Annotated in this window: 17 protein-coding genes; 9 read left to right on the top strand and 8 right to left on the bottom strand. The window is 30.5% G+C overall.

Translation table 11 applies throughout. The features are described from left to right. Positions 1-48: 48 nt before the first annotated feature. Entirely contained in the window at positions 49-903 is an 855-nt protein-coding gene (locus tag ABY863_RS02580; protein WP_372792700.1) for a ChaN family lipoprotein, read from the bottom strand. A 147-nt stretch (positions 904-1,050) separates the two neighbouring features. Here ABY863_RS02580 and ABY863_RS02575 point away from each other — a divergent pair, with 147 nt between their 5' ends. Further along, complete coding sequence (locus ABY863_RS02575) at positions 1,051-2,343, top strand: aminopeptidase P family protein (RefSeq protein ID WP_372792699.1); 1,293 nt, start codon at positions 1,051-1,053, stop codon at positions 2,341-2,343. Between the two features lie 263 nt (positions 2,344-2,606). Next, entirely contained in the window at positions 2,607-4,355 is a 1,749-nt protein-coding gene (locus ABY863_RS02570; RefSeq protein ID WP_372792698.1) for a helix-turn-helix domain-containing protein, read from the top strand. Positions 4,356-4,416: 61 nt separating this feature from the next. On the opposite strand, the gene ABY863_RS02565 is transcribed toward ABY863_RS02570, so the two are convergent. After that, positions 4,417-5,739, bottom strand: a complete 1,323-nt coding sequence (locus tag ABY863_RS02565) for an aspartate kinase (RefSeq protein ID WP_372792697.1) — start codon at positions 5,737-5,739, stop codon at positions 4,417-4,419. 135 nt (positions 5,740-5,874) lie between these two features. Between ABY863_RS02565 and ABY863_RS02560 the strand changes: the two genes are divergently transcribed. Next, entirely contained in the window at positions 5,875-6,531 is a 657-nt protein-coding gene (locus ABY863_RS02560; RefSeq protein WP_372792696.1) for a hypothetical protein, read from the top strand. 30 nt (positions 6,532-6,561) lie between these two features. Beyond that, the gene (locus ABY863_RS02555) at positions 6,562-7,341 is read left to right on the top strand and encodes an alpha/beta fold hydrolase (RefSeq protein WP_372792695.1); all 780 of its coding nucleotides are present in this window, start codon (positions 6,562-6,564) and stop codon (positions 7,339-7,341) included. Between the two features lies 1 nt (position 7,342). Here the strand turns inward: ABY863_RS02555 and ABY863_RS02550 are convergent, their stop codons facing one another. Further along, positions 7,343-8,134, bottom strand: coding sequence for a hypothetical protein (locus tag ABY863_RS02550; protein WP_372792694.1), 792 nt, complete (start codon positions 8,132-8,134; stop codon positions 7,343-7,345). 120 nt (positions 8,135-8,254) lie between these two features. Beyond that, complete coding sequence (gene thiL, locus ABY863_RS02545) at positions 8,255-9,304, bottom strand: thiamine-phosphate kinase (RefSeq protein ID WP_372792693.1); 1,050 nt, start codon at positions 9,302-9,304, stop codon at positions 8,255-8,257. Between the two features lie 127 nt (positions 9,305-9,431). Here thiL and ABY863_RS02540 point away from each other — a divergent pair, with 127 nt between their 5' ends. Genes ABY863_RS02540 through sufD form a run of 5 tightly spaced genes read left to right on the top strand, consistent with a single transcriptional unit; the run spans position 9,432 to position 13,789 of the window. After that, entirely contained in the window at positions 9,432-9,761 is a 330-nt protein-coding gene (locus ABY863_RS02540; RefSeq protein WP_372792692.1) for a HesB/IscA family protein, read from the top strand. 9 nt (positions 9,762-9,770) lie between these two features. Next, positions 9,771-11,219 (top strand): Fe-S cluster assembly protein SufB, encoded by a 1,449-nt coding sequence (gene sufB / locus ABY863_RS02535; RefSeq protein ID WP_372792691.1) that lies wholly within the window; start codon positions 9,771-9,773, stop codon positions 11,217-11,219. 2 nt (positions 11,220-11,221) lie between these two features. Next, the gene (locus tag ABY863_RS02530; RefSeq protein WP_372792690.1) at positions 11,222-11,710 is read left to right on the top strand and encodes a flavodoxin family protein; all 489 of its coding nucleotides are present in this window, start codon (positions 11,222-11,224) and stop codon (positions 11,708-11,710) included. A gap of 10 nt (positions 11,711-11,720) precedes the next feature. Then, positions 11,721-12,458 (top strand): Fe-S cluster assembly ATPase SufC, encoded by a 738-nt coding sequence (sufC, locus tag ABY863_RS02525; RefSeq protein ID WP_372792689.1) that lies wholly within the window; start codon positions 11,721-11,723, stop codon positions 12,456-12,458. 8 nt (positions 12,459-12,466) lie between these two features. Beyond that, a complete protein-coding gene (gene sufD / locus ABY863_RS02520; RefSeq protein ID WP_372792688.1) occupies positions 12,467-13,789 on the top strand; it encodes a Fe-S cluster assembly protein SufD in 1,323 nt (440 codons plus the stop codon). A gap of 66 nt (positions 13,790-13,855) precedes the next feature. Here the strand turns inward: sufD and ABY863_RS02515 are convergent, their stop codons facing one another. The 4 genes from ABY863_RS02515 to ABY863_RS02500 form a co-directional block, all read right to left on the bottom strand. After that, a complete protein-coding gene (locus ABY863_RS02515) occupies positions 13,856-14,866 on the bottom strand; it encodes an OmpA family protein (RefSeq protein ID WP_372792687.1) in 1,011 nt (336 codons plus the stop codon). A gap of 258 nt (positions 14,867-15,124) precedes the next feature. Continuing rightward, on the bottom strand, positions 15,125-16,711 hold the full coding sequence (locus tag ABY863_RS02510; RefSeq protein ID WP_372792686.1) for an OmpA family protein: 1,587 nt from the start codon (positions 16,709-16,711) through the stop codon (positions 15,125-15,127). A 20-nt stretch (positions 16,712-16,731) separates the two neighbouring features. Next, the gene (locus ABY863_RS02505) at positions 16,732-17,637 is read right to left on the bottom strand and encodes a type IX secretion system membrane protein PorP/SprF (RefSeq protein WP_372792685.1); all 906 of its coding nucleotides are present in this window, start codon (positions 17,635-17,637) and stop codon (positions 16,732-16,734) included. Between the two features lie 69 nt (positions 17,638-17,706). Continuing rightward, positions 17,707-21,184 (bottom strand): gliding motility-associated C-terminal domain-containing protein (locus ABY863_RS02500; RefSeq protein ID WP_372792684.1); only part of this gene is annotated, 3,478 nt, incomplete at its 5' end.

Genomic DNA, 21,184 nt, shown 5'->3' with positions numbered 1-21,184 from the left:
TTATACAAACTATAACAGTATTTAAAACAAAAAATAGATAATTAAAGCTTAATACGTTTTTGTCATTGTTGGAGGAACTACAATAATAAAATTGGCTTTAAACTTATTTTCTTTATCCAACTTTTTTAAATTTTCTTGCTCTACAATGCTAACTGTCACAATATTTAAGTTAGGTTCCCTCTGTTTTAAATACCAGTTAATCCCTTCAAAATCATCAGAATGGTATGAGCCATTATAATGAATAAACAACTTGTTATCCTCCATATTTTTAAGAATAAAATAGGCCATTGTTGCATCTTTAACAGCTTGTACTTTTGGTAAATTATCACCTCCGCGACCCCCCATCATTTCTTTCATTTTAACATAACCTGGCAAAGTAGCATCATATTTAATTGGCAATGGTGCAATCCATGATTTTTCTTCAATAGAAAGCGTATCTATAGCTTCAAAACCACCTTTAAAAACAACACTTGCAAATTTCCTTGGAATATTTGCAGCAATAAATTTCAACTTATTTTCTTTTGCAAAATCTACCAATGGTTTATAATCTGTTGAATGATTATTCCATAATCTTGCAACAGTATCAAACGCTTTTTGATCAATTTCACCAGCTAAATATTCATTTAATTGAGTCTGATTATCTGATTCAAACATTTCAGCACCCAAAATCAATTTTCTAACTTTATTTAAATCTACTGTAGCTTCATATTGTAACCAATGTACAATTGGATTGTCATGATGTTCTCCAAATAAAACTACCTCTGCTTTCTTCATCTTTTTAATCATACTTTTATAGGAAACTTTAGCTCCGTTTGCATTGTATAATTTATAAGCTGGTCTGTTTTGTGAGAACATTAACGTTGAAAATGCTACAAAGAGTAGAAATACTATTAATTTTCGCATAAATAATATTGAGTTTTTATGGTTTCGTTTTCAACAAATTTATAACTTTGTTATTAAAAATTATACTAAATTTAATATTAATGAATTTAGCACACTAGAATTGAATTTTTTCATCATAAAATTCTAAAACATAAAAAACATAAACAAATGAAATACCTTCCAATTAATAGTCAGCTTTTTATTAAAAACAGAGCCAAGTTTACGGCTCAAATGAAATCAAAATCAATTGCAATATTTAACTCAAATGATGTTTTTACAACTGGAGCTGATAGCACACTTCCCTTTGAACAACAACGAGATCTATTTTACTTAAGTGGTGCTGATCAGGAAGAAAGTATTTTATTGCTTTTTCCTGATGCTATAGACCCTAAACATAGAGAAATTTTGTTTTTAACTGAAACCAATAAGCATATTGCAATTTGGTATGGTGCTAAATATTCTAAAGAAGAAGCTATTGAAGTTTCTGGAATTAAAACTATTTATTGGCTTTCTGAATTTAAAAAAGTTTTTTATGACTTAATGACTGAAGCTGAAACTATTTACTTTAATACAAATGAACATTACAGACAAGCGGAAGAATTAGAATCTCGCGAGGATAGATTCATTAAAAAATGTAAAGCAGATTTTCCAGCACACAAATGGGAAAAAAGCAATCAAATATTACAAGGATTACGTGGTGTAAAAGAATCTGAAGAAATTCCTATTATTCAAACAGCTTGTGATATCACCAATAAAGGTTTTAGAAGAATTTTACCTTTTGTAAAACCTGGCATTATGGAATTTGAGATTGAGGCTGAATTTATGCACGAATTTTTAAGAAGTCGATCTGATGGTTTTGCCTATACTCCAATTATTGCTTCAGGATATAGCGCCTGCGTTTTACATTATATTGAAAACAATAAAGAATGTAAAGATGGTGATATGCTTTTACTTGATGTTGGTGCAAAATACGCAAACTATTCAAGTGACATGACTCGTACAATTCCTGTAAACGGACGATTTTCTGACAGACAAAAAGCGGTTTACAACGCTGTTTTAAGAGTAAAGAATGAAGCTACAAAAATGTTATCTCCAGGAGTTTTATGGGTGGAATACCAAAAAGAAGTTGGAAAATTGATGTCTTCTGAATTATTAGGATTAGGACTTATTGATAAAGCTGATGTTCAAAATGAAGATCCTAATTGGCCTGCGTATAAAAAATACTTTATGCACGGAACCTCGCATCATATGGGATTGGATACACATGATTATGGACAACTTAAATTACCCATGAAAGCAAATATGGTTTTTACTGTTGAACCTGGAATTTATATCCCAGAAGAAAATATGGGAATTAGAATTGAAGATGATGTAGTTGTTCAAAAAACTGGAGAGCCTATAAACTTAATGAGAAATATACCTATTGAAGTTGAAGAAATTGAAGATTTAATGAATTCTTAATTTTTAAAATATTATTTCTATAAAAAAACTCGAAGCGAATGCTTCGAGTTTTTTTAGCAATTTTCCTCACAAATAATTTAAATTTTTTAGTATTATTAACCCTTTTAAAACACTAATAATATTATTTAAGATTCTTGAGGCAAATGTATACTGCTTATCTTAATTAAGAAAACTAAGCCGCTCTATATTCATAAATTTAGACTAATTTTATATTAAAAAGTAGCATTGCTCTTTTAATAATTGAAAAAGAACTTAAAAAATTAATGAAAAATAAAATAAATCCCAACAACCCTTCATTGACTACTTTGCCCATTTTACTAAAAATAACAACAATTTTATTTTTATTTTCAGTAAGTATTCAGTGGGTGAAATCTCAAAATACACAATCATTTCAAATTTCTGATTCTTTAAAAAATAAAACCTACAAAGAGTTATATAAAGGATTAAACTCAAATTATAATGATCCCATAAAAGAAAAAATTTACGCAACTGCTTATTTAAATAAAGCTAAGAATGAAAATGACACAATACGAATAGCAAATGCCTATTCACAATTTGTCTCTATAAATAATTCCAAAATAGCAATTAAATATTGCGATAGCATCATAGATCTTACAAAAACCCTTGACCATTTTGAATATCCTGGTTATGGATATATGATAAAAGGAATCTTAAGTTTCAATTTAGGGGAAAATGAAAAAGCACTAGATAATTATTTAATAGCTCAAAAACTCTCCCAGAAACATAATAATATTGAACAGCTTCTTTATATAAAAAATGCAATTGGTGATTTGAAAAATTTATGGGGCAACTATCAGGAAGCCTTAGATAGCTTCAAATCAATACTTCGCATTTTAGAGCTTCAAAATGAAAATAAATTCCAAAATCACAATAGACTTTATTTAAGAACACTTTATAGCATTTCCAATTCCTATATTATTGGGAGAAAATATGATTCCGCTTTTATGTATTCAAAAAAAGGAATCACGGAAAGTCTCTTAAAAAACGATTCTGCTAGCTATTATAATTTTGTTTCTCAAACGGGTGGTATCGCATACTATCAAAATAATTTTAAAATGACATTGGACAGTCTTGATAAAGCACTACCCTATGAAAAAACTTCTAATGGGTTTTTAAATGATCATTATTACCGAGGTCAAATTTTTAGGAAACAACATAAGGATGCCAAAGCGTTGTACCATTTTAAAAAAGCAGATTCCATATACAATGCTTCAAATGATGTTGTTCCTGAAGTTAGAGATATTCAAGAATATTTTGTTGACTATTATAAAAAAAATAGCGACATAGAAAACCAATTAATTTATATAGATAGACTTATTTATGTTGACAGCATTATTGCCCATAACTATAAAAATATAAATGAAACGCTTATTAAAAAATACGATACCCCGAAACTTCTTTCTGAAAAAGAAAAAATTATTACCAATTTAAAAGCTCGTGAAAAGAAATCATCCTTTACCATTTTTAGTTTAATTACTTTGGTTATTATAATTCTCATGCTTTTTGTCTGGTTATTTAAGAAACAACGTGTTTTAAAAGAACGTTTTAATAACATCCTTTTAAAGGAAAAACAAGAAACTGTCAGTAAAAAAATATCTGAAAAGCCTTCAAAAGAATTAAGTGATATTTCTAAAAAAATTGTAAAATCTGTATTATTATCTTTAAAAGAATTTGAAGTTAGCAACGCGTTTTTAGATAATAATTTAACATTAAATAGCTTGTCTAAATCCTTCAATACAAATTCCAACTATTTATCTAAAATTATTAATTTTTATAAGAAACAAAATTTTAGTTCCTATATATCAGATTTAAGAATAGATTACTGTATTGAACATTTAAAAACAAATGAAACCTTTAGAAAATATTCAATAAAAGCTATCGCTTTTGAACTAGGTTTTAATAATGCAGAATCGTTTTCAAAAGCCTTTTATAAAAGAACTGGTCTTTATCCTTCCAATTTTATTAAAGAAATTGAAAATAACATAAATTAAAATATAAAAGCTCACTTTAAAGTGAGCTTTTATATTGATCAACCAACTTGCTATTAAATGTTTAAACGGTTTCAAAATCAAAAACGTATTCATTTAAACGTTTAAGGGCTGTAATTTTATCGTTTGTATTCACTAAAAGTGAAATATTATTATTGCTTCCACCATAAGAAATCATACGTACTGAAATATCTTGTAGTACTTGAAACAGCCTATGTGTTTCTTGATGTCTTACTACTAAATGACCAACCAAACAAATAATACTTTGCTGATTGTCAACCTCAACTGTCGAAAATTTCTCTAATTCTTCAATAATTTCCGCTAAGTTTTTATCATTATCAATAGTAAGTGAAACTGCTACTTCAGAAGTAGTAATCATATCAATAGAGGTTTCATGTTTCTCAAAAATTTCAAATACTTTTTTCAAAAAACCATGTGCCAACAGCATCCTAGCCGATTTAATTTTAATAGCAGTAATACCATCTTTTGCGGCTATCGCTTTAATTCCTTCACCTTTAAAATCTTTTGAAATTAAAGTCCCATACGAAGTTGGGTCCATGGTGTTTTTTAAACGAACAGGAATATTAGCTTCACGTGCTGGCATTACTGTTTGCGGATGTAAAATCTTCGCTCCAAAATAAGCAAGTTCTGCAGCTTCATCAAATGATAAATTTGAAATGGCATGTGTATTTTCTACAAACCTTGGGTCGTTGTTATGCATTCCGTCAATATCTGTCCAAATTTGAACTTCTTCAGCTTTTAGTACTGCTCCAATTATTGTAGCCGTATAATCACTTCCACCACGCTGTAAATTCGCAACTTTTCCAAAAGCATTTAAACATATAAAACCTTGTGTTATATAAATTTCTGCTGGAACTGCTTCATTAATTATACGCTGTAAATTTTGCTGAATGTAAAAATCATCAGGCTCATTCATTTTATCAATTCTCATAAAATCTAACGCTGGCAATAACCGTGCATTTACGCCTTCTTGATGCAAATATTTCGTAAAAAAATAAGTTGATAACAACTCCCCTTGAGAAACTATTTGATTGTACAATAATTCAGAATATTTTTTTGAAGTACATTCTTTTAAAAAATCAAAAACCGAATTTATATACGCTAAAACATCTTTTTTTAAACTAGGTTCTGTAATTAATTCATCTAAGACCAAGTGATATTTTTTAAGCAGAACTTCTATATTTGTGAATGCTTCATTGCTTTCATTATTTTTTATAAAATCAGAAATTTCAACCAATGCATTGGTTGTGCCTGACATTGCTGAAAGCACTACAATTTTTTTATTGCCATCTACAATTATATCTTTAACACTTTTCATGTTTTCAATTGAACCAACTGACGTTCCTCCAAATTTTAAAACTTTCATTTTATTCATATTTTAGGATGCAAAAATAGAATGATTTTAATTATTTGGTTCTTATTTGAAAATTATACACTAATTTTGCACAAACTGTTAAATATTTAACAATCTGACGCATAGAAAATAATAAAAAACAGACAGATGAAAACAATTGCAACCTGTGTTGAAGAGATCTTAGTTTCTCAACCATTTTTAGAAGATGCTTTAACTCGTAATATTTTAAATTACAGCGCTTTATCAGAAGAACTAAGAGATCCTATTTCAAAAATGTTACGCAAACCTGTAAAAGCTGGAGCTATTATGATGGCGCTTCGCAGGTATAGTCCTCCAAAAGAAATGGCGAACAAAATTAAATTAAATAAGGTTTTGGAAAATTTAGGAGATATTACAGTTCGTTCTAATCTTTCAGATTATACTTTTAAAAATTCTGGCAGTTTAATTCACAGTCATTTAAAAATGTTGGAAGTTTTAAAGGAAGATCCACATATTTTCTATACGTTCACTCGTGGCGTTCATGAAAGTAATGTTTTAATTACCACTTCTTTAAAACAACAAATTGAAGAAAGTTATAAAAATGAAACTTGTATTACTTCTCAAGACCATTTGTCGGCAATAACTATTGGTTTACCAAAAGAAAATACAAAAATTGCAGGGTTATATTATCAATTTTTTAAACGTTTGGCTTGGGAAGGAATTTCATTGTATGAAGTAGTTTCTACAACAAATGAATTTACTATTTTGGTGGAAGAAGAAAATGTTGACAAAGCTTTTTCAGCAATTAAAGGATTAAAAAATTAGCCAATAATTACAACTCAATTAATTTTAAATATGAATTTTATTTACAAAAATACTTCTATTCATTTTACAATTTCGGGTAAAGGAAGCGCCCTTGTTTTATTGCATGGTTTTTTAGAAAACAATACTATGTGGAATGAAATTGCGGCTGTACTTTCAAAAAGAAACAAAGTTATTTGTATAGATTTATTAGGGCATGGTAAAACTGAAAATCACGGTTATATTCACACCATGGAAGAACAGGCTGAAATGGTGAAGGCCGTTTTAAATCACCTTCACTTAAGAAAATATATAATAATTGGGCATAGCATGGGTGGTTATATTGCACTCGTTTTTGCAAAATTATTCCCTCAAAACATAAAAGGATTGTGTTTAATGAATTCTACTGCTTTACCAGATTCAGAAGAAAAAAAAATAAATAGAGACCGAGCTATTATAGCGGTAAAACAAAATCATAAAACATTCGTGCGAATTGCAATTCCAATGCTTTTTTCAGAAGAAAACAGAACTGTTTTCACTTCAGAAATTAAACAAATTACTAATGAAGCTTTACAAATTTCACCACAAGGAATTATTGCTTCGTTAGAAGGAATGAAAATTAGAAAAGACCAGACTTCAATTTATAAAAATTCAAATTTTCCTATTCAAATGATTGTTGGAAAACAAGATCCAGCTTTAGATTATTTAAGTTTAATTAACCAAACAAAAAACACGAAAGTAAAAGTTGTTGAATTTCCTGACGGACACATGAGTCATATTGAAAATAAAGATGATTTAATGAACGCCTTAACTACATTTGTAAAAATATGTTAAGTTAAAATGTATATTCTGCACCAAGAATAAAACCCGCATTTTTTTCACTTCCTAATTGATACTCATGATATCCAGTAAAAAGAGCTGTGTTTTTTATATGGTATTTTATTTGAGTTTTAAAAACATCAATACTTGTATTATTTATAAAACTTTGTTTCCAAGAAACGTGTAGGCTAATTGGTTTAAAAGGGTAAATTTCAGTACCAATGTTATATGCAAAACCCAGTTTTTTAACATCATTACCAACATATGAAGTCCCTAATCCCCACCAAAGTGAAATATTTTTTTCTCGTATTCTATAATAATTGGCCATAAGTGAAGCTACCTCTAAATAATCGCTTCCAATAATAGTTCTTTCTGAAAAATGAATATAGGATGCTTCAAGTCCAAAAATTGGTAAAATTCTATAATTCGCGTTTATTTCTAATCCATTAATCCTTTTATTAAAATGACGAATTGCACTTATTTTAAAAATACTATTTTTTGAATTTGTAGAATCCCCTTTTAAATATTCACCAAAGGTATTTTTATAATATGGGTGTGGCGTTAAACTTCTATATTCTGATTGGCCTATAACTGTACCATAAAGGGCATAGTACCCAAGTTCAATAAAAAAGTCATAGAAAAATCCATTATTGTCTGAAGAATTTTGATGATTGTTTCTAGAAGTTCTTGTGCTTCTATCATTTCTTGTTTCACTACTTTCTGATAAGCTTTCTTTTGCTTTTTCAAGTTTCCCTTGTGAAAATAACAACGCAGGAATTAATAAAATAATTAGCAGAGTACGTTTCATAACCATGAGTGTTTTTTTTAATTCAACAATTACTATGCCGAAGAAAGCTCTTTTTACAAACTATAAAAATGCCTAAATTTTTGAAATTTAAGCATTTTTGTAGTTGTATTTATACAACTTTTATTCCTTTTGTAAAGCATTCCAGCCTTGAGCCGTTAATTTTATAAGTTGATTTGCTCTAGTTACTAAATTTACACCTTCGCTTTCTTCAGTAATATGACCAATAATAGATAAATGTGGATTGGCTTGTATTTTTGGAAAATCTTCTTGTGAAATAGTAAATAACAATTCATAATCTTCACCGCCACTTAACGCAATAGTTGTACTATTCAAATTGAATTCTTCACAAGTAGAAATTACCTGAGGATCTAATGGTATTTTATCTTCATACAAATTACATCCAACTTTAGATTGAGTACAAATATGTAAAATTTCAGAAGAAAGTCCATCTGAAATATCAATCATAGCCGTTGGTTTAACTTCTAAATCTTTCAATAACTTTACAATATCTTTTCTTGCTTCGGGTTTTAATTGTCGTTCAATTAAATAGCTATAATTTGTTAAATCAGGTTGAGAATCTGGATTTACCTGAAAAACTTGTTTTTCTCGTTCTAAAACCTGCAACCCTAAATAAGCAGCACCTAAATCTCCTGAAACAACTAATAAATCTGTAGGTTTTGCTGTGTTTCTATAAACAACTTCTTCTTTATTAACTTCACCAATAGCAGTAATACTAATTAACAAACCTGTAGTTGATGAAGTTGTATCGCCTCCAATTAAATCAATATTATAACCTCTACATGCTAAATGTATTCCTTCGTATAATTCTTCCACAGCCTCCAACGGAAAACGATTTGAAACAGCAATTGAAACCGTTATTTGAGTTGCATTACCATTCATTGCATATACATCCGATAAATTGACCATTACAGCTTTATAACCCAAATGTTTTAAAGGCATATAACTTAAATCAAAGTGCACGCCTTCAATTAACAAATCAGTAGTCACTAAAATATGCTTATCTGTTATTGTCAACACAGCAGCATCATCTCCTACTCCTTTAATGGTAGATTTATGTTGAATTTTAAAATTTTGTGTTAAATGTTTTATCAACCCAAATTCTCCTAACTCTGTTAAACTTGTACGTGTTTGATTTTTATCTTCTATCATTTTGCAAAGATAAAAGTTTATAGGTAACAACTATAACACTATTAATTATATTCATACAAAAAAGATTTTAAAAACCATAATTTGTGCCTATATTTGCACTTATTTAGAATTAATCTACTTAAGGAATATGATAAAAGTTTCAGAAATAGCAAAGAAAAAAGTATTAGAGCTTATGGGTGATGACGGCTTTAATCCAACTGAAGATTTTGTTAGAGTTGGTGTAAAAAGCGGTGGTTGTTCAGGGCTATCTTACGAATTAACTTTCGACAAAGAAAAAAAAGAAGATGATAAAGTTTTTGAAGACAACAATGTGAAAATTATTGTTGATAAAAAAAGTTTTTTATATCTTGTTGGAACAACACTAGAATACTCAGGAGGATTAAACGGAACTGGTTTTGTTTTTAACAATCCGAATGCACAACGCACTTGTGGTTGTGGGGAATCATTTTCACTTTAAAATTTTAAAATGAGTAAATTTACCGAAGACGATTTAAAAAAAGAACTCGAAACTAAAGAGTACGAATACGGTTTTTATACAGATATTAAAGCTGATAAATTTCCTGTGGGTTTAAATGAAGACGTTGTAATTGCAATTTCTAAAAAGAAAAATGAACCTGAATGGATGACGCAGTGGCGTTTGGAAGCTTTTAAAGTATGGAAAGAAATGAAAGAGCCAGAATGGGCAAACGTTCGTTATAAAAAACCTTCTTTCCAAGATATTAGCTATTATTCAGCACCAATACAAAAGCCAAAATTGGATAGTTTAGATCAGGTTGATCCTGAATTACTAAAAACATTTGAAAAATTAGGTATTTCAATTGGTGAACAAAAACGGTTATCTAATGTTGCTGTTGATATTGTTATTGATTCAGTTTCTGTAGCAACCACTTTTAAAAAGACATTAAACGAAAAAGGTATTATTTTTATGCCAATTTCTGAAGCCATTCAAGAACATCCTGAATTGGTAAAAAAATATTTAGGAACTATTGTTCCAACATCCGATAATTTTTATGCTGCATTAAATTCAGCCGTTTTTTCTGATGGTTCATTTTGTTACATTCCAAAAGGAGTAACTTGCCCTATGGAGTTATCTACCTATTTTAGAATCAATGAAGGTGGAACTGGTCAATTTGAACGTACTTTAGTTATTGCTGATCAAGGTAGTTATGTAAGTTATTTAGAAGGTTGTACTGCTCCAGCTCGTGATGAAAATCAATTACACGCTGCAGTTGTGGAATTAATTGCTTTGGATGATGCTGAAATCAAATACTCCACTGTACAAAACTGGTTCCCAGGAGATAAAGAAGGAAAAGGTGGTGTTTACAATTTTGTAACTAAACGAGGTTTATGTGAGAAAAATGCTAAAATTTCTTGGACTCAAGTTGAGACTGGTAGTGCCGTTACATGGAAATATCCAAGTTGTATTTTAAAAGGAGACAATTCAGTTGGGGAATTTTATTCTATCGCTGTTACCAATAATTATCAACAAGCTGATACCGGTACAAAAATGATTCACTTAGGTAATAATACCAAAAGTACTATTATTTCAAAAGGAATTTCGGCTGGAAAATCTCAAAATTCATATAGAGGTTTAGTGCAAATTAGTCCAAGAGCCAAAAATGCACGAAACTTTTCACAATGTGATTCCTTATTAATGGGAGATCAATGTGGAGCGCATACATTTCCATATATTGAATGTAAAAATAAAACAGCTCAAATAGAACACGAAGCTACAACAAGTAAAATTGGTGAAGACCAACTATTTTATTGCAATCAACGTGGTATAAATACCGAAAAAGCCATTGCTTTAATTGTGAATGGTTTTGGAAAAGAGGTATTGAACAAATTACCAATGGAATTTGCTGTTGAAGCTCAAAAATTATTAGAAATTAGTTTAGAAGGAAGTGTAGGATAATAATGGAAAGTAAAAAAGTAATTATTCTCGGTTCTTCCAGAAGTCAAGGAAATACAGCAAAATCAATTGTGGCTATTTCAGAAAAATATAATATTGAGGTAATTGATTTAAATAATTATAATTTTTCATATTACGATTATGAAAGTAAAAATTTAAATGACGATTTTTTACCACTCATAACTTCAATTATTGAAAAATATGACACGCTTATTTTTGCAACTCCTGTATATTGGTATAATATGAGCGGAATTATGAAAGTGTTTTTTGATCGTTTTTCTGATTTAATTAGAGTTAAAAAAGAAACAGGAAGAAAATTAAAAGGTAAAAACATGTTTGTGATTTCAAATTCACATAGCGATAGTATTGAAAAAAGTTTTTACATCCCATTTCAAAAATCAGCAGATTATTTAGGAATGAATTATACTGGAGAAATCCATTTGAATGCCGATAAATTAAAAATAGAAGATAAAATAATATTAGATTTTATATAAAACAATAACGATGTTACAAGTAAAAAATTTACACGCAAGTATCAACGATAAAGAGATTTTAAAAGGAATAAATCTCGAAATAAAAGCTGGAGAAGTTCATGCTATTATGGGACCTAATGGTTCTGGTAAGAGTACACTTTCAGCAGTTATTGCAGGAAAGGACGAGTATGAAGTTACTGAAGGTTCTGTGATTTTAAATGGTGAAGATTTAGCCGATTTTGCTCCTGAAGAAAGAGCTCACAAAGGTGTATTCTTGTCTTTTCAATATCCAGTTGAAATACCAGGAGTTACGGTTACAAACTTTATTAAAACTGCTATAAACGAAACTAGAAAAGGACAAGGGTTAGAAGAGTTACCAGCAAAAGATATGTTGAAACTAATTCGTGAAAAAGCTGATTTGTTAGAAATAGATCGGAAGTTTTTATCACGGTCTTTAAATGAAGGATTTTCAGGAGGTGAAAAAAAACGTAATGAAATCTTCCAAATGGCCATGTTAGAACCTAAACTAGCTATACTTGATGAAACAGATTCAGGTTTAGACATTGATGCCTTAAAAGTGGTAGCAAATGGAGTTAACAAACTAAAAAATAAAGATAATGCGGTTTTAGTAATTACACATTACCAACGCTTGTTAGATTATATTGTACCTGATTTTGTTCATGTTTTATACAATGGAAAAATAGTAAAATCTGGTGGAAAAGAATTAGCCTTAGAATTAGAGGAAAAAGGATACGACTGGTTGAAATAAAAATAATTATGGATTTAAAAGAAAAATTAGTCTCTTCATTTTTAGCTTTTGAAAACAAAGGTGGTTTAGATTTAGATTCTAACGTACATACACTTCGTTTAAAAGCAATTCAAAATTTTGAGAATGAAGGATTCCCTTCAAAAAAAGATGAAGAATGGAAATATACCAGTTTAAAACCGTTACTTAAACACGATTTTAGTCTTTTCCCTTCAGGAGAGAAATCTGTTGGTTTTAAAAACATTGAAAATTATTTAATTAATGAAATTGAATCCTATAAATTAATTTTTATTGATGGTGTTTTTAGTTCTTTTTTATCCACAACTACACATGATGAATGTGATGTTTGTGTATTATCTTCGGCTCTAACAAGACCAAAATATAAAATGGTAGTTGATAATTATTTCAACACCATTGCCAAAGAAAACAATAGTTTGGCTGAATTAAATACTGCTTTTGCAGTGGAAGGTGCTTTTATCAATATTCCAAAAAATACAATTGTACCTAAACCAATTCAAATCATTAATTTTTCAACTGGTAACGAAAAAGAAGTGATGCTTCAACCAAGAAATTTAGTGGTTGTTGGGGAAAATTCACATGTTCAAGTTATTGAACGTCATCAAAATCTATCAAAAAACACAACGCTTACCAATTCAGTTACTGAAATTTTTGTTCATAAAAGAGCCATTATAGATTACTATAAAATTCAAAATGATACTGATGACTCTTCATTAATTGACAGTACTTTTGTTTCTCAAAAACAACAAAGTGTAGCTTCAGTTAGTACTTTTTCTTTTGGTGGGAACATAACTAGAAACAACTTGGAATTTTATCAAGAAGGAGAACATATTACTTCTAACTTAAATGGAATTTCTATTTTAAGTGATAAACAACACGTAGATAATCATACGTTAGTAAATCATAAATTCCCAAATTGTGAAAGCCATGAATTGTATAAAGGTATTTATGCCGATAAGTCTGTTGGTGTATTTAACGGAAAAGTTATTGTACAACAAGCTGCTCAGAAAACAAATGCTTTTCAACAAAATAATACTATTTTAATTGATGATGGCGCAACAATAAATGCAAAACCACAATTAGAAATTTTTGCTGATGATGTAAAATGCTCACATGGATGTACCATTGGTCAATTAGATGAAAGTGCCTTATTTTATATGCAATCTAGAGGAATCCCAAAGGAAAGTGCAAAAGCATTACTATTATATGCATTTGCAAATGATGTAGTTGAAAAAATTAAAATTCCACAATTAAAAACCAGAATTACTAAGTTAATTGCTAAAAATTTAGGAGTTGATTTAGGGTTTGAATTGTAATATCATATTTTCTAAATCATAAAAAAGCCACTAAATAGTGGTTTTTTTATGATTTCTATTTTGTAATTACTTAATCACTTCAGGATTTATAACAACAAATTCAGTTCTTCTATTTAATTGATGTTGCTCTTCAGTACATTTTACACCATTGGAACATTCATTTACCAATTTAGTTTCCCCAAAACCTTTTCCAATAATTCTTTTTGAATCAATTCCATTTTTAACAATCCATTGTACAGAAGATTTAGCTCTTCTATTAGATAATTTCATATTATATTTATCATCTGCCTTAGCGTCGGTATGAGAACGTAATTCAATAATTAATTCAGGATATTTATTTAATATATCTACTACTTTTTTTAATTCAAAAACAGCATCACTTCTAATATTTGAATTGTCATTATCAAAATAAATAGGCTCAGTTATCACCATATATAATTCCTTTTCATTTTTAAATTCACTTGATTGATTTGTAGCAACAGAATCTTTTTGGGTATAAATGTTACTCGTAAATGAATTGCATTTTACGTAAATAGGTTTTGAAATAGGATAATCATCATTCATATCAAAATCTTTCAAATATCCATTGTTGGCATAATTATCCAATTCAACGACAGAAACATCCTTAAATTCAAACATTACCCTACTAGTTGGACCGTCATTTTCTTCAACAACACCAATTGCAAGAATATTTGGAGGCATATTAATTACATTTAAATTAGTTGGGTTTGCCGTCCCTAAAAAACGTAAATTCGCATCACAATTAGTTGCTAGGGCTTCATTATTTGGTCCATCTATATCGTTAATTATAAACCTAAGATTACTTGGTGGAATTGGAGTTATTCTATCAGATTGTAAAAACGTAAATCTAATTTTACTATGATTTCCAGGAATTCCAGATACCGTTGATTTTGCTGTATATCTAATATTATCTCCTTTTAAGCTGAAAGAACCATCTTGAGGCCCTTCAATTCTTTGAGCTCTAATGTACCTTAATGATCGTATTGTACTAGAATTTGCCTTATAAAGCGCATTATTTGTTTCACTACCAGAAATAATCCCTGTTACGGTTACCATCTGGTAATTTTGGGCAATCAAATTATTGCAAAATAGCACAAATACAATATAAAAAAATGGAAGTAATGATTTCAAATTAATCAGTTTTGCGGGAATAAACATTAAATTTAATAATTTATTTTTTTACAAAAACTTTTATACAACTAAAAACTTCGTTTTTTAGAAATTATAAATATTTCTCAGTTAAAACTTCGTTTAAAATTATCAATAAAAAAAGCCGCTTAAAGCGGCTTTTTTTATTGATTGTTATTTCAAAAATTATTGTTTTATAATACCTGGATTTATAATAATAAACTCAGTTCTTCTATTTAATTGATGTTGTTCATCTGTACATTTAACACCATTTGAACATTCATTTACCAATTGTGTTTCACCATAACCTCCTCCAAATATTCGGTTCCTATCAATTCCATTTGTAATAATCCACTCTGTAGTAGCTATTGCTCTTTTGTTTGATAATATCCAGTTATAATTATCTGGAGCTCTACTATCGGTGTGTGATCCTATTTGAACAACCAATCCTGGGTATTTTGTCATTATCACTACTACACGCTCTAATTCAATAGCGGCATCATCTCTAATCTCTGCTTTATCTAGATCAAAATAAATTGGATTAATGTTTAGCATTAAATGCCCACGAACCGTAATAAATTCATCTTGTTCTAAATACAATACAGAATCTGTTTTTAAATCATCTTTGTCTGAAGTTGTTAATTCTTTTGAATCTTCTTTATAACTTTGTTTTTCTCCTACTACTTTATAAGATGCTTCACAGTCTACTCTAAAGTTAAATACGGCATCAGTTCCTACTAATATACTCTCTACTTTTTCTTCACCTTTATATAAAGTTACTAAAGTTCCTGGTAATAATGCACCGCTATTCTTATCTCTTGCAACTCCTGCTATTTCTTGTGAACAAGCAAAACTTAATGGATTTAACTCTATAAATGAGTAAATATCATCATCTCCTTTTCCTCCCATTCTATTAGATGAAAAGTAACCTGATTTTGTTCCATTTTGTTTCACAAAACTATAGTCATCTTTATTACTATTGATAGGGAAACCTAAATTTAATGGTTCATGGTATTCATTATTCTTTCCTAATTTGGTAGCATAAACATCTAAACCTCCTTTAGAATCTGGAAAACCATTTGAAGAATAATACAACACATTGTGTTGGTCTATAAATGGAAACATTTCTTTTCTAGATGTATTTACACCTGAACCTAAATTTTTCGGTTCTCCATAAGTACCATCAGCATGAATGTCTACAACGTAAATATCTGTCAAACCATAAGATCCTGGCATATCAGAAATAAAATATAATTTATCTTCTGCTTCATTTAAAGTTGGGTGACCTGTTTGGTAATTATCACTATTAAATGGCATCGATTGAATGTTTGTCCATTCTCCTTCTAAACCAACTTGCGCTTTGTACATTTGGTTTAAAATCATTCCTGTTGTATCTTTCTTTATCTTTTTATCTATATAGTTATTTCTTGTAAAATAAACCGTGTTAAGATCTTTCGTAAAGGCTACATTTGATTCGTGGAATTTGGTGTTTAATGCTTTTGAAAAGCGTTTAACATCAGTTATGTCTCCATTTTCAATAATAGTTCCTTTGTATAATTCTAAAAAAGGCTGGTTATTAATAAGCCAAACTCTTTTTCTAATAGATTTATCTTTACGTGCAGAAGCAAATACTGCTGTGTTTTTTCCAAAATAACTTACTCCAAAATCTTGATATTTTGTATTTGAAGAAACATTTTTGATACTATATTCCTGTTCTTGTGCATTTACAAATGATGCACAAAACAATAGTAGTATAAGGGTAATTTTTTTCATCTTACTTACTTTTTTTAAAATTAAAAGAATCTTGGACTCTTTATGTTTCTTCTATTAAAATCAAATAATAACATTATTTCGTGTGAACCTGAATTGAACTCTCCATAACTTGATATAGTATGATCATAAGCATAACCAATTCTAAAATCTTCATTTACCTGAAAACCAACCATACCACTTATTGAATCATCAAAACGATATGACAATCCAAATTCAAATCTATCTTCTACCAATAAGTTGGTAGATAAATCAACTGATAAAGGAGCTCCAGATGTAGCCTTAATCATTGTTGATGGTTTTAATTTTAAATTTTCATTAATGTCAAACACATAACCTGATGTAAAGAAATAATGCATTTGCTCTGCTGCCGAACTTGATTGTCCTCCATCTTTTTCTAAATGTCGTGTCTCTAAAAAGTTAGGTGCTGACAAACCAACATAAAACTTGTTGGTATAAAAATAAATACCAGCTCCAAAATTAGGTGAAGTTTGGTGGATTGGAACATTTAAAGGGTCTAAATCATCAACCATTATTGTCTCACGTACATCTAAAAATGTAACCCCTCCTTTTAATCCAAAAGCCAAACGGCCTTCTTCTGAAGTGAGTATGGTATATGAAAAATCTACATATATATTGTCTTCTTTAACTGGACCTATCTCATCATGGACTACTGAAAGTCCTAAACCTACCTGATTTCCAATTGGTGAATGTATAGATAATGTAAGTGTTTGCGGTGCTCCATCTACCCCAACCCATTGGGATCTACCTAACAATCCAATACTTGTAATCCCTTTAGATCCTGCATACGCCGGATTTAAAACATTCATGTTGTACATGTACTGGGTGTACTGAGTGTCTTGCTGACCGAAAACGAATACCGTGGACAGTAAAGCGAAAATTCCTAAAAGTAATTTTATTTTTTTCATAAATCCTTGATTATAAAATTTAATAGAAGGGAGTCATTAGTTTAAACTCCCTTCTTGTATTATTTTTTTTTATCTTCTTAAATAGATCCAACCTGTTTGTGGTTTTCTTTCATCATTGTTAAAGTAAATAGTATAGAAATAAGTTCCTGTTGGCAATTCTAAGCTATCTAAATTCCATCTTCCATTTGAGAAACCATCCCACCATAATGGTGTTGTATTAGGATTTCCATTATGTTGATACTCATACACTTTGTTCCCATATCTATTCACTATTTGCATACTGAAGTTTGGATATAACACTTCTAAGAATTCAATCTCAAATACATCATTGATACCATCTCCATCAGGAGAAAATCCTTCAGGCATCGTTAATAATATTATTGGTGCAGTTGTTACTTGCGCCTGATCGTCTTCATAAATATCATTATTCCCCGGCGTAGAATCTAAGTCTAATTCATTGGCTGCTGTTACTTCTGCAACATTTGTCCAATCACCAATTGGTAATACGTATGCTGTAACAGTAAGTGTTACTGATTCTCCATTAATTACACTACCAATATTCCATAAACCTGAACCTGCGTCGTACGTTCCAGCTGTTGCTGAATAACTTACAAACGTATATCCTGATGGTAATAAATCTGTTACTACAACTCCAGTTGCTTCACTTGGACCATTGTTAGTTACAACAATTGTAAAGTCTACGTTAGTTTCTGCGTATGGTAATAAATTATCAACATCTTTTGTTAATTCTAAATCAGCTACAGGTATTGGAGTAGTTGAAGCACAGTCACTATCATTTGATGGATTAGGATCAATTTGACGTAAATTAGTAATTGAAGTACAGTTTTCATATTCTCCTGTTGCATTAACAATCACATCAATTAATAATACCTCTGTTTCTCCATTTAAAATAGTTCCAATAGTCCATAAACCACTTACCTCACTATAGGTTCCAATTGTAGAACTATAATTCACAAACGTGTAACCATCAGGTAACATATCTGTTACTATAACTTCTGTAGCATCTAAAGGTCCATTATTCGTAATTCTAATTTCAAAAGTAACTTCTGTATCTACTAAAGGTGTTACATTGTTTGCAACTACCGTTTTTGTAATACTTAAATCTGCTTCATTTACTGGAACTGTTAAGGCACAAGCATAATCGTCTTCTCCGTCATTACCACTATTTGGTGTTGAATCAACATCGTCTTCATTCGCTGCTGTTATTTCTGCACAGTTCGTGTAATCTCCACTTTCTAATACAATAACATCAACTAACAATACTGCCATATTACCTATTTCAACATTTCCAATGTGCCATACTCCTGAAATTGGATCATATCCTCCAATTGTTGAGCTATAATTCACAAATTCGTATCCAGAAGGAATCAAATCAGTAACCTGAACTCCTGAAGCATCTGTTGGTCCTTCATTATTAACTCTGATTTCAAAAGTAATTTGATCACCTACTAATGGCGCGGTAATATTATTTACAATTGTTTTTGTCAAACTTAAATCTATAAATGCTACTGGTACTATTGATACACTTCCAATATTATTTGAAATATTTGGATCTGATTGATCTGCAATTACAGCACTTGTAGTGTTTGTAATTGTTACACCAACAGTTCCTGCATCAACTGAAGCATCAATTGTTAAAGTTGCTGTGTCTCCGTAGGCTAAACTTCCAATACTCCATACTCCTGAACCGTTATTGAAAACGCCATCTGAAGTTGAATGACTCACATATGTTACACCCACTGGTAGGTTATCAACTAAACTTACACTAGTAGCGTCACTTAATCCATTGTTAGTAACCGTAATTGTATACGTAATAATATTCCCTTCATTTGGTGAAGCATCACTTACTGTTTTAAGAGTCTCTAAATCTGAACTTGTTACTGTTACACTTTCACTTGCATCATCTGGAGTTGTATTATCATCCGTTTGATCTTGTGTATTGCTAACTGTGTTTGTTAACGTTGTTCCTCCGGTTCCAACTCCAACAACTGCTTCTATAGTAATTGTTTCTGTTGCACCTGGTGCTAATGAACCTATTGTCCAGTTTGGTGAACTCCAAGTTCCTGTACTTGGTGTTACCAAGCCAAAAGTTAAACCTGCACCTAATGCATCTGCTATAACTAAATTAGTTACTGCAGCTGGACCGTTATTGGTTACCGTTACTGTATACGTAATTGTATCTCCTTCATTTGGTGAATTATTATCCACTACTTTGGTTAATACGATATCAGCATTATTTGCTACTGTAATTAATTCTGATAAATCATCACCATCTGTTGTTGGATCTGACTGATCTCCCATTGCTGCAGTGGTAAAGTTGGTGATATCATCACCACTTGTTCCTGCATTTACAGTTGCTGTAATATTCAAGGTTGCCGTAGCTCCATCTGCAATAGCTCCAATGGTCCAGATTCCTGACCCACTATTGTAAGCTCCTAACGAATCATCACTTATATATGTAACTCCTGCTGGTAAATTATCTGTTAAACTAACGCCTGTTGCATCACTTCCTGCATTGCTTACTTCAATAGTATAAACTATCGTCTCTCCTTCATTTGGTGTTGCATTGTCAACTACTTTCGTTGTTACTAAATTTGATGCCGTAACAACAATATCAGCTGTTGAATCATCCAATGTTACATTGGTATCTATTTGATCCTGTGTATTAGTAACTATATTTGTTAACGTTATTGAAGGAATTGTTCCTGCAGCAACTACCAACGCTTCAATTGTAATACTCTCTGATGCTCCTCTTGCTAAATTTCCTATTGTCCAGTTTGGTGCTGTCCAAGTTCCTGAACTTGGCGTTGCTGAACCAAAAGTTAATCCCATTGGCAACGCATCTGTAACAACTAAATTTGTAACTGCTGCTGCACCGTTGTTGGTTACTGTTACCGTATAGGTCACTGTATCTCCGGTATTTGGTGTTGCATTGTCTACAACTTTGGTTAATACAATATCTGAAAAAATATTTACTAAAATATCAGCCGATAAAGTATCTGTTGTTGCATCTGGATCTGTTTGATCTCCTGTGGCTGCTGTAGTAACATTCGTGATCGTTTGTCCTGATGTTCCTGCATTTACAGTTGCTGTAATATTTAATGTTACCGTTGCACCATCTGCAATAGCTCCAATAGTCCAGATTCCTGATCCACTGTTGTAAGCTCCTGCTGAATCATCACTTACATACGTTACGCCTGCTGGTAAATTATCTGTTAAGCTAACGCCTGTTGCATCACTTCCTATATTGCTTACCGTAATTGTATAAACAATTCCATCGCCTTCATCTGGTGTCAAAATGTTAACCACTTTGATTGTTACTAAATCTGAACTTGTTACCGTTACACTTTCACTTGCATCATCTGGAGTTGTATTATCATCTGTTTGATCTTGTGTATTGCTAACTGTGTTTACTAATGTTGTTCCTCCTGTTCCAACTCCGACAACTGCTTCTATAGTAATTGTTTCGGTTGCTCCTGAAGCTAATGAACCAATTGTCCAGTTTGGTGCTGTCCAAACTCCTGTG

This window comes from Lutibacter sp., from assembly GCF_041562875.1.
Taxonomy (GTDB): domain Bacteria; phylum Bacteroidota; class Bacteroidia; order Flavobacteriales; family Flavobacteriaceae; genus Lutibacter.
The sequence above is the reverse complement of the archived record's forward strand: the minus strand, read 5'-3'. Positions and strand labels throughout refer to the sequence as shown.

Excerpts from the sequence above, each read along its gene's own strand:
- ABY863_RS02565 (WP_372792697.1), bottom strand. The coding sequence starts at position 5,739 with ATGAAAGTTTTAAAATTTGGAGGAACGTCAGTTGGTTCAATTGAAAAC.
- sufC (WP_372792689.1), top strand. The coding sequence starts at position 11,721 with ATGTTACAAGTAAAAAATTTACACGCAAGTATCAACGATAAAGAGATT.
- ABY863_RS02515 (WP_372792687.1), bottom strand. The coding sequence starts at position 14,866 with ATGGTAACCGTAACAGGGATTATTTCTGGTAGTGAAACAAATAATGCG.
- sufB (WP_372792691.1), top strand. The coding sequence starts at position 9,771 with ATGAGTAAATTTACCGAAGACGATTTAAAAAAAGAACTCGAAACTAAA.
- ABY863_RS02510 (WP_372792686.1), bottom strand. The coding sequence starts at position 16,711 with ATGAAAAAAATTACCCTTATACTACTATTGTTTTGTGCATCATTTGTA.
- ABY863_RS02505 (WP_372792685.1), bottom strand. The coding sequence starts at position 17,637 with ATGAAAAAAATAAAATTACTTTTAGGAATTTTCGCTTTACTGTCCACG.
- ABY863_RS02550 (WP_372792694.1), bottom strand. The coding sequence starts at position 8,134 with ATGAAACGTACTCTGCTAATTATTTTATTAATTCCTGCGTTGTTATTT.
- ABY863_RS02555 (WP_372792695.1), top strand. The coding sequence starts at position 6,562 with ATGAATTTTATTTACAAAAATACTTCTATTCATTTTACAATTTCGGGT.
- sufD (WP_372792688.1), top strand. The coding sequence starts at position 12,467 with ATGGATTTAAAAGAAAAATTAGTCTCTTCATTTTTAGCTTTTGAAAAC.
- ABY863_RS02575 (WP_372792699.1), top strand. The coding sequence starts at position 1,051 with ATGAAATACCTTCCAATTAATAGTCAGCTTTTTATTAAAAACAGAGCC.
- ABY863_RS02570 (WP_372792698.1), top strand. The coding sequence starts at position 2,607 with ATGAAAAATAAAATAAATCCCAACAACCCTTCATTGACTACTTTGCCC.
- ABY863_RS02580 (WP_372792700.1), bottom strand. The coding sequence starts at position 903 with ATGCGAAAATTAATAGTATTTCTACTCTTTGTAGCATTTTCAACGTTA.
- ABY863_RS02540 (WP_372792692.1), top strand. The coding sequence starts at position 9,432 with ATGATAAAAGTTTCAGAAATAGCAAAGAAAAAAGTATTAGAGCTTATG.
- ABY863_RS02530 (WP_372792690.1), top strand. The coding sequence starts at position 11,222 with ATGGAAAGTAAAAAAGTAATTATTCTCGGTTCTTCCAGAAGTCAAGGA.
- ABY863_RS02560 (WP_372792696.1), top strand. The coding sequence starts at position 5,875 with ATGAAAACAATTGCAACCTGTGTTGAAGAGATCTTAGTTTCTCAACCA.
- thiL (WP_372792693.1), bottom strand. The coding sequence starts at position 9,304 with ATGATAGAAGATAAAAATCAAACACGTACAAGTTTAACAGAGTTAGGA.